14 protein-coding genes and 1 tRNA gene are annotated in these 13882 nt (G+C 61.8%); 8 read left to right on the forward strand and 7 right to left on the reverse strand.

All coding sequences use genetic code 11. The features are described from left to right. The first annotated feature begins 131 nt into the window (after positions 1–131). Genes AB8A33_RS18870 through AB8A33_RS18880 form a run of 3 tightly spaced genes read left to right on the forward strand, consistent with a single transcriptional unit; the run spans position 132 to position 2101 of the window. Positions 132–542, forward strand: coding sequence for a DUF350 domain-containing protein (locus AB8A33_RS18870; protein ID WP_439094123.1), 411 nt, complete (start codon positions 132–134; stop codon positions 540–542). Continuing rightward, entirely contained in the window at positions 539–937 is a 399-nt protein-coding gene (locus tag AB8A33_RS18875; RefSeq protein WP_439094124.1) for a hypothetical protein, read from the forward strand. The genes AB8A33_RS18870 and AB8A33_RS18875 overlap by 4 nt, the downstream gene beginning before the upstream one ends. 6 nt (positions 938–943) lie before the next feature. Then, positions 944–2101 carry a glutathionylspermidine synthase family protein gene (locus AB8A33_RS18880; RefSeq protein WP_439094125.1) on the forward strand — a complete coding sequence of 386 codons (1158 nt, stop codon included), beginning with the start codon at positions 944–946 and terminating at the stop codon, positions 2099–2101. A 6-nt stretch (positions 2102–2107) separates the two neighbouring features. Here the strand turns inward: AB8A33_RS18880 and AB8A33_RS18885 are convergent, their stop codons facing one another. From AB8A33_RS18885 to chpT, 6 genes are all read right to left on the reverse strand, one after another. Continuing rightward, positions 2108–2989 (reverse strand): CheR family methyltransferase, encoded by an 882-nt coding sequence (locus tag AB8A33_RS18885; RefSeq protein WP_315841177.1) that lies wholly within the window; start codon positions 2987–2989, stop codon positions 2108–2110. Further along, positions 2986–4152 carry a protein-glutamate methylesterase/protein-glutamine glutaminase gene (locus AB8A33_RS18890; protein WP_315841176.1) on the reverse strand — a complete coding sequence of 389 codons (1167 nt, stop codon included), beginning with the start codon at positions 4150–4152 and terminating at the stop codon, positions 2986–2988. The genes AB8A33_RS18885 and AB8A33_RS18890 overlap by 4 nt, the downstream gene beginning before the upstream one ends. A 103-nt stretch (positions 4153–4255) precedes the next feature. Further along, a complete protein-coding gene (locus AB8A33_RS18895; RefSeq protein ID WP_068737128.1) occupies positions 4256–4621 on the reverse strand; it encodes a response regulator in 366 nt (121 codons plus the stop codon). A 45-nt stretch (positions 4622–4666) separates the two neighbouring features. Then, entirely contained in the window at positions 4667–5161 is a 495-nt protein-coding gene (locus AB8A33_RS18900) for a chemotaxis protein CheW (protein ID WP_315841175.1), read from the reverse strand. An 11-nt stretch (positions 5162–5172) separates the two neighbouring features. Continuing rightward, the gene (locus AB8A33_RS18905) at positions 5173–7902 is read right to left on the reverse strand and encodes a hybrid sensor histidine kinase/response regulator (RefSeq protein ID WP_439094126.1); all 2730 of its coding nucleotides are present in this window, start codon (positions 7900–7902) and stop codon (positions 5173–5175) included. Between the two features lie 200 nt (positions 7903–8102). Beyond that, on the reverse strand, positions 8103–8750 hold the full coding sequence (chpT, locus tag AB8A33_RS18910; protein WP_439094127.1) for a histidine phosphotransferase ChpT: 648 nt from the start codon (positions 8748–8750) through the stop codon (positions 8103–8105). A 181-nt stretch (positions 8751–8931) separates the two neighbouring features. Between chpT and cysQ the strand changes: the two genes are divergently transcribed. Further along, the gene (gene cysQ, locus AB8A33_RS18915) at positions 8932–9768 is read left to right on the forward strand and encodes a 3'(2'),5'-bisphosphate nucleotidase CysQ (protein WP_439094128.1); all 837 of its coding nucleotides are present in this window, start codon (positions 8932–8934) and stop codon (positions 9766–9768) included. Positions 9769–9775: 7 nt separating this feature from the next. On the opposite strand, the gene AB8A33_RS18920 is transcribed toward cysQ, so the two are convergent. Next, complete coding sequence (locus AB8A33_RS18920) at positions 9776–10270, reverse strand: YHS domain-containing (seleno)protein (protein WP_439094129.1); 495 nt, start codon at positions 10268–10270, stop codon at positions 9776–9778. 113 nt (positions 10271–10383) lie between these two features. On the opposite strand from AB8A33_RS18920, the gene AB8A33_RS18925 reads away from it, so the two are divergent. From AB8A33_RS18925 to AB8A33_RS18940, 4 genes are all read left to right on the forward strand, one after another. Then, positions 10384–10968: a DUF1134 domain-containing protein gene (locus tag AB8A33_RS18925; RefSeq protein ID WP_439094130.1), complete on the forward strand. Its 585-nt coding sequence runs from the start codon at positions 10384–10386 to the stop codon at positions 10966–10968. 134 nt (positions 10969–11102) lie between these two features. Further along, the gene (locus AB8A33_RS18930) at positions 11103–12365 is read left to right on the forward strand and encodes a hypothetical protein (protein WP_439094131.1); all 1263 of its coding nucleotides are present in this window, start codon (positions 11103–11105) and stop codon (positions 12363–12365) included. A 170-nt stretch (positions 12366–12535) separates the two neighbouring features. Next, positions 12536–12610: transfer RNA gene (locus AB8A33_RS18935), tRNA-Val, on the forward strand. A gap of 257 nt (positions 12611–12867) precedes the next feature. Further along, positions 12868–13860 carry an NUDIX hydrolase gene (locus AB8A33_RS18940; protein WP_439094132.1) on the forward strand — a complete coding sequence of 331 codons (993 nt, stop codon included), beginning with the start codon at positions 12868–12870 and terminating at the stop codon, positions 13858–13860. Positions 13861–13882 lie beyond the last annotated feature (22 nt).

Below are 13882 nucleotides of genomic sequence, written 5' to 3' on the forward strand. Positions count from 1 at the left end.
GAAAGTTCTCACGAAACCCCGCCCTCACCGGCGGGGTTTTTGTTTGCGTGGATGAACTCTCCCATTGCTCGCCGAGACGAATACAATGAGCGGTATCGAGCGATGTCGCTTGAAGCGCATTCGGGGGCGGAATGGTTCTGCAATCTCTGGTCGGGCTGCCGGCCTTCCTGGTCTATTTCTGCACCGGCATCGTCGCCGTGATGCTGTATCTCTTCGTCTATCTGCGCGTCACCGCACATGACGAGTTCGCGCTGATCCGCAAGGACTGCGCGCCGGCCTCGATCGCGCTCGGGCTGAGCCTGCTCGGCTTTGTGTTGCCGGTGGCCAGCGCCATCGTCCACTCCGCCAATGTGATCGATTGTCTGATCTGGGCGATCATCGCGCTGATCGTGCAGATCGCCGTCTATTTCATTCTCCGCATTCCGGTGCCGCAATTGTCAGATCGCATAGCCAATAGCGAGATGGCGCCAGCCCTCTGGCTCGGCCTCGCCTCCCTTGCCGCCGGCGTGCTCAACGCTGCCTCCATGGTGTATTCGCCATGACAAGCGAGCCCGCGAACAACTTCGGCAAGCGCCAATCCGTGCAGCCGATGCATGAGGAAGCCCCATCGCGCAAACGCTCCAACCACGTGGCGCTCTTGCTCATGGGGACAATGGCCCTGGGCGGCGGCGCCTATGCGCTGATGCCAAGCGAACATTGCGACCCAAACCGCGCTGCCATCGCGGGGCAACAGCAAGAGTGTCAGCAGCGCAGTTCGTCGTCATCCTCAGGCGGCCATGGCTATTCAGGGGGCAGCAACAGTTCCTCTGGACGCAGCAACTTCGCCAGCACTGGATCGTCCTCCAGCAGCGGATATGACAGCTCGTCATCCAGCAGCAGCCACGTAACGCACGGTGGCTTCGGCTCGTTCGCCTCGCATTTCTCCGGCGGCGGCTAGTTTCCCATGCAACGCATCGCATGTTCCGAGCGTGACGATTGGCGGGCCACCGCAGCCGCGACGGGCTTCGTGTTTCATACCGAGGCCGGCGACCGCTATTGGGACGAACGCGCCTACTACGCTTTCACGCTGGATGAGATCGAACGTCAGATCGAAGCCCCGACCGCCGAACTCAACGCGATGTGCCGCGAGCTGGTGAGCCGCGCGGTCAAGGATGAGCGCTATCTGCGGCTGCTGAAGATTCCGCAGGCCTACTGGACCTTCATCGCCGCAAGCTGGCAACGGAGCGATCCCAGTCTCTACGGCCGTTTCGATTTCCAGTTCGACGGCAAAGGCCCGGCAAAGCTGCTCGAATACAATGCGGACACGCCAACCTCACTGTTCGAGGCCGCGGTGTTTCAGTGGACCTGGCTCGAACAGGCGGTCGAGCGCCAGATTATTCCGAAGCGCGCCGATCAATACAACTCGCTGCATGAGCGGCTCATCGAGGCCTGGCGCAAGATCGGTGCCGACAAAGCAATTCATCTCGCAGCCGCCATGGACAATGCCGAGGACCGCGGCACCGTGCAGTATCTCGCCGATGTCGCGCAGCAAGGCGGGCTCACACCGGCGCTGATCGACATCAAGGACATCGGTTATGCCGACAGCGGGCACTTCGTCGATCTCGAGGACCAGCCGATCGACCTGATGTTCAAGCTTTATCCGTGGGAGTGGATGTTCCGCGAGGCATTCGGCGGCCGTCTAAAAGGTGCATCGACGCGCTGGATCGAGCCACCGTGGAAAGCCATTCTGTCCAACAAGGGCATCCTGCCGCTGCTATGGGCGATGTTTCCGAACCACCCGAACCTGCTGCCGGCGTATTTCGACGATGATGCGGCAGCCGCTGAGCTCGGCACATCCTATGTGCGCAAGCCGCTCTATTCGCGCGAAGGCGCCAATGTCACGCTGGTGAGCGGCGGCAGCGCCATCGATGCGCAGCCCGGTCCCTATGGCGAAGAAGGTTTCATCCGGCAGACGCTAATGCCGCTGCCGAACTTTGCGGATCAGTATCCGGTGCTGGGCAGCTGGCTGGTCGAAGACGTGCCATGCGGGCTCTCGATCCGCGAGGATGAGAATCCGATCACCGGCAACATGTCACGCTTCATTCCGCACGCGATCCTGTGACGGAGCTCAGCGCGCCGGCGCAGCAGCAGCCTTCAGACCCACAGGCGTCATGCTCGGCACGATCGACGGTGCGGCACGGACGACGTTCGGACGGTACAGGCCACGCTTGTCGGCATGCGGCTTGAACGCGTCGGTCAGACCGACAACGGTCTCTGCGGCGCCCAGCGCCAGGAAGCCATCGGGCTCCGTGCACTTGGCCAGACGACCAAAGATCTGCGTCTTCATCTCCTGATCGAAATAGATCAGCACGTTGCGGCAGAAGATGATGTCGAACTTGCCCATGCTGGAGAAGTCCTGCAGCAGATTGAGCGGCTTGTACTGGATCATCGACCGGATCTCCGGATTGATCTGCCACATTTCGCCGGTCTGCTTGAAGTATTTCACCAGCAGCTGGATCGGCAATCCGCGCTGGACTTCGAACTGGGTGTAGATGCCCGACTTCGACTTCTCGAGCACCTGCTGCGAGATGTCGGTACCGATAATCTCGATCCGCCATCCGGCGAGCTGGGCGCTCATTTCCTTGATGGTCATCGCAATCGAATACGGCTCCTGACCGGTCGACGCCGCCGCACACCAGATCCGCAGGCTCTTGCGGGCCGCGCGGGCCTGGATCATCTCCGGCAGCACGACATCGCGCAGATGGTCGAACGGGACCTTATCGCGGAAGAAGAAGGTTTCGTTGGTGGTCATCGCTTCGACCACGTCGGACGCGAGCGTGGCTGCGCCGTTCTTGATCTTCTGCACCAGCTCTTCAAGACCCGACAGGTTGGCCTTGCGTGCGAGCGGCATCAACCGGCTTTCGACCAGATACTGCTTGTCAGCAGACAGATCGAGACCCGAACGCTCCTTCAGAAACTTGCGCAGGAAATCATAGTCTGCCGGTGTCATGACCGATCTCCCGAGAAAAGACGAACCACTTTCGAACCGATCTGATTGAGCGGCAGGATAGCCGAGCAGATGCCCGCATTGGCGGCAGCGCCGGGCATACCCCACACCACGCTCGATGCTTCGTCCTGCGCGATGACGTTGCCGCCGGCCGCAACGATATCCTTGCCGCCGCGCATGCCGTCCGAACCCATGCCTGTCAACACAACGGCGAGAATGGCGCCGTGCCAGACGTCGATGGCAGACGTGAACAGCGGATCGACAGCAGGCTTGCAGAAGTTCACCGGCGGACCGTCATCGAGCGCGATGGCGATGTTGGCGCCCTGCTTGACGGCGCGCATATGCTTGCCGCCCGGCGCGAGATAGATCTGACCGGCCTTGACGAGTTCACCATCGACACCTTCGCGAGCCGGACGCTTGCTGGCCCGGGCGAGATGTTCGGCGAGAATGGTCGTGAAGGTCGGCGGCATGTGCTGCGTGATCAGAACAGGCACCTTGTCGATCACGGCGCCGATTTCGGCAACCAGCGTCATCAGGGCCTGCGGACCACCCGTGGACGAACCGATCAGCAGCGCGCGTGGCATCGTGGCGCTGAAGGGACGCTTCACGAGCTGCGCCTGCGCGGCGACGGATGACACGGACTTGAAAGACGGCGCAGCGTCGCGCGCCGCGGGAGCCGGCACGATCGACGGCGTCGTCGCCGACTTCAGGCGGCGGACCTTCGCGCCAAGATGACGGATCTTCTGCAGCAGGTCATGCTTGAAGACGTCGGCAGCGGAAATCTCCCGGGTGCTCTCCGGTTTCGGAATGTAATCGGCGGCGCCGAGCGACATCGCCTTGAAGCTGATCTCCGCGTTGCGGCGGGTCAGCGTCGACGCCATGATGATGATGAGGTTGCGCTTTTTCGCCAGCAGCTGCGGCAACGCCGAAATGCCATCGAGCTCCGGCATTTCGATATCGAGAATGGCAACGTCGGGATTGATGCGTTCGATCTGGTTGACAGCATCGAGACCGGTGCGAAGTGAGGCCGCGACCGACATATCCGGCTCGGCTTCGATCCAGCGCGAAATCAGGCCGCGAATGACGACAGAGTCGTCCACCACCATGACTCGCAGTGGTTCATACCGCGAATCGACGACAGGAGGACTTATCACATCAACACTCATGAACTCACCGGACGCAACACAACGCGACAAATGCACTGACAAAACAAATGCACAAACAAAAAGGCAGGCGCCGGAAGTGGAATACGCAATTCCGGCGTGAAAGTTAGATCAGGCCGACTTCCTGAAACTTCGCCGACACGATTTCCTTGTCGAACGGTTTCATGATGTATTCGTTCGCGCCGGCATGCAGAGCGCGCGCGATATGGGCCACGTCGTTCTCGGTCGTGCAGAACACGACCTTCGGAACGTCGCCGCCAGGCATGCGGCGCAGGTTACGCAGGAATTCGTAACCATCCATCACCGGCATGTTCCAATCAAGCAGAACAGCGTCCGGCAAGTTCTGCTTGCAGATTTCGAGCGCTTTCTCGCCGTCTTCAGCTTCGGTGATCTCGAAATCGAGACCTTCGAGAATCCGACGGGCGACCTTACGGATGACACTGGAGTCATCGACAACCAGACATGTCTTCATGTGAGCCTCATTTCCACCGCGGACAAAATTGTCCAAGTGCTGGTCTTAGGCGGCCAGCTTGTCGGGCGAGATTTCAAGAATACGATCGACATCGAGCACAACCATCAACTGGCCATCGAGACGATGGACACCATCGGCCATCTTGGCCATCCGGGGATCCAGATTGACCGGATTTACTTCACGGCTCTCATCGGCGAGCTTCAGGACTTCGCCGATCGAGTCGATCAGCAAGCCGTAAGATTCACCGCGGAGATCAACGCCCACCGCCATCGGCGGCTTGCCGTCTTCGTTCTTCGGCAGGCCGAGACGCGAGCGCATGTCGATCGCGGTCACAATTCGACCGCGCAGATTGAGCACACCGGCGACATCGCTGGAGGACAGCGGCACGCGGGTCAGGCGCTCCGGCATGAACACGTCCTGGACGCGCGAGATCGGCATGCCGAACAGCTGTCCACCGATCATGGTGGTCACGTATTCGGTGATTGCACCGTCGGCGATCGGAGCCTTGGTCGTCGTGGTGGCAGTAGTGGTGGTGGTCATTGCGATTTCCCTCACGCAGCCTGACGAACTTCAGTGGTCTGTTCTTTGAGCGCCGCGATCAGGCCGGGGCGATCGAACTTGGCGACGTAGTCATGGAAGCCTGCGAGGCGACCGCGCTCGATGGCAGCCGGAGAGATCATCGCCGAGAGAGCGATGATCGGTGTGTGGCTGAGTTTCTGATCGGCACGGATGGTCTCGGCGAATTCGAAGCCGTTCATGTCCGGCATTTCGATGTCGGTAAGGATCACGTCGACCTCCTGCCCCGAGCGCAGGAATGACAAGCCTTCCTGGGCGTTGGTGGCGACGCGTACCTTGTAGCCGGCAGCCTTGAGCACGGGCGAAAGCATGTTGCGGAAGAACGCGGAGTCGTCGACCAGCAGCACCGATTGGGCGGTTGCCGAGACGCGCATTTCCTTGCGGCTGAACCAATCGGCGAAAGCCATCGGCAGGAAGTGACCGACGTCGATCACTTCGGTCGCGAGACCCTTGATGACAGCGGAGCCGAGGATACCTTCGCGACCGCTGGCCACTTCGATATGCAGGCGCTCTTCGACGATATCGACGATTTCGTCGACGACGAGACCCATCGAGCGACCGTCGTCCGCGAAAACGAGGATCGGCTGGGTGCCCGACGTACGGACGGTCACGCCTTCCATCTGCACCAGCGGCATCAGCTGATCGCGGTACTGGACCATGTAGCGGCCGTTCGACAATTCGACCTTGTCGACGCCGACTTCTTCAAGACGCGTGACGAGACCGAGCGGCACCGCCTTGGGCTGTGCGGAGCCGGCGCGGAACACCAGCAGCGACGTCAGCTGTTCGGCATTCATCGCGCGCATTGCGGCGTTCTCGTCGGCGATCTCGTGAGCGTTGGATGCCAGAGCACCAAGCTCCTGCGCGATGCCGTTCGGATCGACGATCATGATCACCGCACCATCGCCCAGGATGGTGTTGCCGGAGAACATCCCGATGTGACGGAGCTTGGTGGACATCGGCTTGACGACGATTTCTTCGGTGTGGAAGACGCCATCGACGACGATGCCGAAGGTCTGGTTGCCCACCTGGGTCACGACGATGAAGCCATTCTCCGGATCGGCCGACGAGCCATCATCGATCTGCAGCAGTTTCTTCAGATGCATCAGCGGCAGCAGCTTGTTACGCAGGCGGAGCACCGGGGTGTCCTTGATGCGCTCGATGCGATGTTCGGAGTTGGCGCGCGCACGCACCAGTTCGACGACCGCGAGCTGCGGGATCGCGAAGCGATCACCACCGGCTTCGACAATCAGCGCCGACACGATGGCCAGCGTGAGCGGGATCTTGATGGTGACACTGGAGCCCTCACCGGCCACCGACTTGATGTCGATGGTGCCGCCGATCTGATCGATGTTGGTGCGCACCACGTCCATGCCGACGCCGCGGCCGGAGACGCTGGTAACGGCGGCCGCAGTCGAGAAGCCCGGTGCGAAGATGAACTTGTGGATCTGCGCTTCCGACATCTTCTCGATATCGGCTTCGGTGGCGAGACCGTTCGAGATCGCCTTGGCCTTGATGCGCTCGGTGTTGAGACCGCGGCCGTTGTCGGCGATACAGATCAGAATGTGGCCGCCTTCGTGATAGGCGGACAGACGGATGGTGCCCTGCTCCGGCTTGCCTTCCTGAGCGCGCTCAGCCGGCGTTTCAAGGCCGTGATCCGCCGAGTTGCGCACCATGTGGGTGAGCGGATCCTTGATGAGGTCCAGCACCTGGCGGTCGAGTTCGGTATCGGCGCCGTGCATCTCGAGTTCGATCTGCTTGCCGAGTTCGCCGGCCAGATCGCGCACGATACGCGGCAGCTTCTGCCAGGCATTGCCGATCGGCTGCATGCGGGTCTTCATGACGCCGTCCTGCAGTTCGGCCGTCACCGTGGACAGGCGCTGCAGCGGCACCTTGAATTCGGTGTCTTCATGACGACGGCTGATTTCCAGCAGCTGGTTGCGGGTCAGCACCAGCTCGGAGACCATGGTCATCAGATGTTCGAGCGTGTCGACGTTCACTCGGATCGACTGGTTAGCGACCTTGTCGGCTTCCGGCTGGTCGACTTCGACAGCGGTCTTTTTGGCAGCGGGCTTCGGCGCCGCGGCCTTGGGAGCAGCAGGCTTCTCGGCAACCGGAGCCGGCGGGGCAACGGGCGCTGCTGGCGCAGGCGCGGCAACCGCGGGCGGCGCAACTTCGATGGCGGTTTCCTGGAAGGCGCGCTCTAGCTCTTCGAGCGAGACTTCGCCGGGACGCAATTCGCGCTCGAGGGTCGGAACGACCAGCGGGGCCGGCTCCGCAGCGACAGGCGCTTCCGGCGCGATCGGGGGAGCAGATTCCGTCATCGATTCCATGCCTTTTTCGACCATGTGGTGCAATTCACCGATCAGATCTTCGTCGACGCCTTCCGGCTCCACTTCCGTGGCTTCGAGCTGACTGAGAATTTCCTTGATGCGATCGATCGTGGTCAGGATCAGCGTAACCGCTTCCCCGGTGACCGGCATTCCGTCGCGGAATTTGCCCATGAGTGTCTCGGCGGCGTGGGCCAGGGCTTCGAGACGGGGCAGTCCGAGAAATCCGCACGTGCCCTTGATGGTGTGAACCAGGCGAAAAATATTATCGAGAATTTTCGCGTTATTCGGATCCTGCTCGAAGCGGACCAGCTGATTGTCAACCGTATCCAGGCTCTCGTTGGTTTCCGTCAAAAACTCGCGGAGAAGATCATCCATGAAAATAGGCCTTCACACTCCAGGCTCGCGACTTTCGCTACGCCTTTCGAAGTCTGGCTACTTTCCCCGCAAAGCGTTTAATATTAGTTGAGCATTCCCAAAAACAATGAATGCGACATTTAGCTATATGCTCGCACGCGTACGAGCCCGCCAAACGGCGGACTCGTAAAGAGTTCATTAAGAGTTGAATGAGTTTGCGATCAGATCGCGGTGACGACGATGGCGTCGCCTTCGGGCACCAAGGTCACCTTGAGGCCGCAAGCCTGCGCCAGGAGCCGCGTGTAGTAAGGCTGCACGGCATGGGCATCGATGCTGCCAACTTGTTCCGAGGCCAGCATATCGACGATGGCCTGCGGCAGGCGCGCGTTGAGGCCTGCAGCGGTGATCTTGAAACCCTGCGGCTCACCTTCGCCGATGCCATCGATCTTGAGCACGCCGCCGCGCGGAATCGTCTGCTGTGCGATTACCAGCATGTTGAGCAACAGCTTGACCTTGTTCTTCGGCAGGAGAAGCCGCGGCAGATTCCATTCGATCTTGGTCTTGGCGTCTTCCAGATGACCGCGCGACATGGTCTGCGCATCGCCGAGATCGATCTGCGCGCCAGCGGAACCGGCGGCGCCGAAGGCGAGCCGGCAGAACTGCAGGCGGGCCGATGCGGTCTTGGCGCTCTTCCGGATCAGATCGAGCGCGAATTCCCTGTCGTCCGGCTTGGGATTGTCGTCGAGCACTTCGAGCCCGTTGACGATGGCGCCCACGGGGCTGATCAGGTCGTGGCAGACCCGCGAACAGAGCAATGCTGCGAGTTCGAGGGCATCGGGAGCTGGACCGGGAGTGGGAGTGTCAGACATGAAATGCGCTCCTGGGGCCACACAGAATGAACGGCGAATCAAGCATTTGCTTTACGGTTAGATACACCGCAGATGGTGGCGCGACCACAACAAGGCTGGCACAGTCCACCGGTGCAACGCCTTGCTGCTGAACTGGCGTAGAAATGAACGGGGATGACATGCAGAGGATGAAGGCCCGTCGATGACCAATGATTCGCGACCAGTCATGGACGTTGCGCGCGCCGCCACCTTGATGGAGCCGCTGACCGAACTGGCTGCCCAGGCTGGCGCTGCCATCCTCAAGGTGAACCGCAACGTCATGGCGGTCGACGGCAAGGCCGACGGTTCGCCCGTGACCGAAGCTGATCTTGCGGCCGACCATGTGATCGGCGAAGGACTGGCGCGGCTGTTTCCGGGCATCCCTTCGCTGTCCGAAGAGCGCCTCCATCTCGCCACGCCCCCCTATGCCGGCACCCTGTTCCTGATCGACCCGCTCGACGGCACCAAGGAATTCGTCGCCGGCCGTCAGGAATTCACCGTCAATATCGCCCTGATCGTCGATGGCGCACCATTGCTCGGCATCGTCGGCGCCCCCGCCCTCGGGCTGATCTGGCGCGGGCTGGTCGGCCGCGGCGCCGAACGTGTCGAACTCGCGACAGACCTGTCCATCCGCAAGGTGACACCGATCCGGACCCGCGCTGCGCCTGCTCCGGGCGCGGTATGGACCGCTGCAGTCAGCCGTTCCCATGGCGACCAGCGAACCGAGGCTTTCATCGCCAGCCGCCCCGGGGCTGTCAGACAGGAGTTCGGCTCGGCGCTGAAATTCTGCCGCGTGGCGGAGGGCCAGGCCGACATCTATCCACGGCTGGCGCCGACCTGTGAGTGGGATGTGGCCGCTGGCCATGCCGTGGTAGTCGCTGCAGGCGGCAAGGTGACGGACACCTTTGGCAAGGCGGTTCGCTTCGGCGGCGACCGGGAAGACTTCATCGTGCCGGAATTCATCGCCTGGGGTGACCCCACCGCGAGCACGCGCGGCTGAACCCGCATTATTTCGCCAGGATATCCTGCACGCCCGGCCAGCGCTTGCGCGCGCCGGGCAGATATTTGGCTGGTGCCGCACCAAAGGCGTCGCGGGTTTCCTCCCGGCCAAACAGATAGAGGCGTTCGCCCGTAATGAGCCACAAACGCGGATTGCCGGCGAAGGCGACCCCGCGGGCGACATCGACAGGATCATAGCCACCGAATTGCGGACCGTAGATGTCCGGATGCGCGGCGAAAGAGGCGCGGTTGCCCTCATTGCGGAAGCGCCAGACGGTCCCCTCTTCCGACATTTCGAAGTCCGGCTGGCCCAGCGTCGGGCGCCCTTCGGTGAAATAGGCCACCGGATCGAAACCGCTGATTGCGAGGCCCGTATATCGGTCAGTGACCACGCGTTCACTGGTCGCAGCCTGCGCGCCCGCCGGGACCAGAGCGGCCGCCAGCAGCAGAATCAAGGCAATTCCACGGCTCCAGCCTGACAATTCCCGCCGTTGTGCCGTCATAGTTGATACCGATAGTATAGGGAGTCGGGGACAATGACTGCAGAGTTAAACCGTGCTTCTCAGCATCCGGTTAAAGCCGCGGTCGCAAATTTGAAATACCAGGGGTTCTTTTCATGACCTTCGCATCACGCCTGGCAGCGGTCGCGCTAGCCACGTTCACGCTCGCCTTCTCGCCGGCCTCTGCGCAGCAACCATCGCGCGGCCAGGCCGCACCGGACACCTACCGGTCCGAAGAACTCATGACCGCCGGCCATCGCTTCTTCGGCAATGTCTCGCGCGGCCTCGCCTCGGTGATCGAGAAGGCCGTCAGCCAGTGGGGCCTGCCGAACGGCTATATTCTGGGCGAAGAAGGCAGCGGCGCAATCGTGGCAGGCCTGCGTTACGGCGAAGGCACGCTCTATACGAAGAATGCCGGCGATCTGCGCGTCTACTGGCAGGGCCCTTCGGTCGGCTTCGACTGGGGCGGCGACGGCGCCCGCACCATGACGCTGGTCTATAACCTGCCCGCCACCCAGGCGATCTATCAGCGCTTCGCCGGTATCGACGGCTCCGCCTACATCATCGGCGGCTTCGGCATGACGGCACTGACTGCCAACAACGTCGTGCTGGTGCCGATCCGTTCGGGTCTCGGCCTGCGGCTCGGCGCCAATATCGGCTATCTCAAATATACCCCCAGCGCGACCTGGAACCCATTCTAAGCCCTCGATCGCGCAGTCCTGCGATCAAGCGCTTCTGAACGGCTGAATAAAGGTTAACGAGGCGTTACGCTGTCTTTGCCGGCGGTGCCATGGCATGGTAACCGCTGCATTTTGAGAGCGTGGGAGCATTCGTCATGGTTGAACCGATCATGTATCTGGCGATCGGTTTTCTGATCTCGATGCTCTGCGGCCTGATGATCATGCCGCTGGTGCATAACCGCGCCGTCCGCCTCACCACCCGCCGGCTCGAAGCCGCGACACCGCTGTCGATGGCGGAAATCCAGGCCGACAAGGACCAGCTGCGCGCGGAATTCGCGATGGCGGCACGCCGGCTGGAAATGAGCGTCGACCAGCTCAAGAACAAGACCACCAGCCAGCTCGCCGAACTCGGCAAGAAGTCCGACGCCATCAACCGCATGAAGCTTGAGCTCGGCGAGAAGAACGCCACGATCTTCGCGCTGGAAGCCCGTGAAGCCGCCGTGAAGGAAAAACTCGGCCTCACCGAGGCCGACTTCACCAGCAAGACGGAAGCGTTGCGCGCCGCCGAAAAGGCCCTGAGCGACAAGCAGAGCGAACTCGCCAAGCTGAACCACGACCTCTCGGATCGCTCCATGGTGGCCGACACCCGCCAGGTCGAGCTCATCGCCGTGCGCGCGCAGGTCGAGGAATTGAAGGGCCGCGTCGGCGATGCTGAAAAGGAATTCGCCAATACGCAGCACCGGCTGGAACTACAGCGCGGCGAGTCCGACACCGCAACGCGCGAACTGACCGAGGCGCGCGCCCGCGTCGAGAATCTCAGCCAGCGCGTGACGGATCTCGATCAGCAACTGACCATCCAGGTCCGCGAAGCCGAACAGCTCGGCGCCCGCGTCACCGGCCTCGAGAGCCAGCTCTCGACCCAGAGCAAGATCCTGGCCGAGCGTGATTTCGAGAACAGCCAGTTGCGCCAGGCCAATGAAGCCGCCGAACAAATCGCGCGCGACCTGCGCGTCGAACTCGCCGCCATGAACGGTGCCAAGGGATCGCCCGTCATCGAGAAGCTGCGTGCCGAGAAAGCCGCGGTGGAAGCCGAACTCACCGCCTCCCGCGAGGAGCGCGCCAAGCTGCAGCGCGACCTCAATGGCGTCCATCAGCAGGCCGAGAGCGCATGGGCCACTGAGCGCATGGAAAACGCCCTGCTGCGCGAGCGCATCAACGACATCGCCGCCGAAGTGGCCAAGATGGCCATGACGCTGGAAGGGCCGAATTCGCCCATCGAGGCAATTTTGGCCGCCGAACCGACGCCTTCCGCCCAGCCACGCGCGGCCAATGACGCCGGTTTCGCGCCCAACAGCACGCTCGCCGACCGGATTCGGGCGCTGCAGTCCCATGCCTCCCGCGCCCCGCACCCGGGCTAAATCGCGGGCCAGGAACCCGGATCGGCCGCCCGGCCGGATGCGGAGACTTATTGTGACGACTTGCGGCAGGGTTCGCTTGACACCCCCGCCCCCTATTCCCTAAATCGCGCCACTGACGTCAGTCTCCGCCGGGCCATTACCGCCCGGCCTTTTGGTCTGTACGGCATCCCGGGCGCATAGCTCAGCGGGAGAGCGTTCCCTTCACACGGGAGAGGTCCAAGGTTCGATCCCTTGTGCGCCCACCATTTTACAAGGCTTTCGAGCCTTTTTCCCACACAAGCGCCTCACACAGCGGGCGCCTCCCGATCAGCCCTGCCAGCCTTCACTTTCTTACGAGAATCCCCTGCGAATGTGCGTAGCGACCGCAAGTAGCGCAGTGCCAGAGGTGCATGGCCGCCATTGCCGTGCGCGTCGCGTTGCAGCTTCATGCTAAAAATATCGCCGTGGATTCGCGATGCAGCCTTTCACCCTGCCCCCTATGACCGCTTAAGCAGACCAGCTCATGGACCCGCTCGACAGCCCCAATTCCAAGTCAGCGCGTCTGGCAGCGCAGTCATCACCGCAAGGAATTGCGGCTGATCTTGTTGCAGTGCTGGTAGCCGTGACCTCGGGTGAGCCTCGTGTTCTAACGATCCAGGATCAGCGCGCCCTGCCCTCCGGGCCTTTCGAACTCGCCCATCGTTCGCTGCAATCGGGGCTACGTGCCTGGGTCGAACGACAGACACGGTTGCCGCTCGGTTATGTCGAACAGCTCTACACCTTTGCCGATCGCGATCGCGCTGGCACCACTGCGCAGCATGTCATCTCGATCAGCTATCTCGGCCTGACACGAGAACAACCGGCATTCGGCGAACACGAGGCCAGATGGCGCGGCTGGTATGATTATTTCCCCTGGGAGGATCATCGTGACGGCCCACCGCCGCTGATGGAGAAAGCTCTGCAGCCAGGGCTCAAGGCCTGGGCTTCGGCAGCATCCGACCGGGCGGCGCAGCGCGCTCGTCGGCAGCGCGCCGCAATGCTCTTCGGTTTCGAGGAGCATAGCTGGAATGAAGAGCTGGTTCTGCAGCGGTACGAACTATTATATGAGGCGAGATTGATCCCCGAGGCGACACGCGGAAATTCCTCAGCATCCACGTCTACCGATGCGGCTTTATCGAACACGCCGGGTCACCCCATGATCCTGGATCATCGCCGGATTCTGGCCACCGGAATTGCAAGACTCAGGGCCAAGATCAAATACCATCCTGTCGTATTTGAATTGATGCCGGACACATTCACGTTGCTGCAATTGCAACGCTGTGTTGAGGCGCTGGCCGGACGGCAAGTGCACAAGCCGAATTTCCGCCGCCTGATCGAACAGCAGGAACTCGTTGAGGAAACTGGCGAAACGAGCCAGGACACCGGCGGACGTCCTGCAAAGCTCTTCCGCTTTCGGCGTGCCGTCCTTGCGGAACGGGCCATCGCCGGAACCAAACTTCCCGTCTCAGGGGCTTGACAATACTTATACTCGATTACAG

Origin of the sequence: Tardiphaga sp. 813_E8_N1_3, from assembly GCF_051811025.1 — a bacterium.
Classification (GTDB): Bacteria; Pseudomonadota; Alphaproteobacteria; order Rhizobiales; family Xanthobacteraceae; genus Tardiphaga.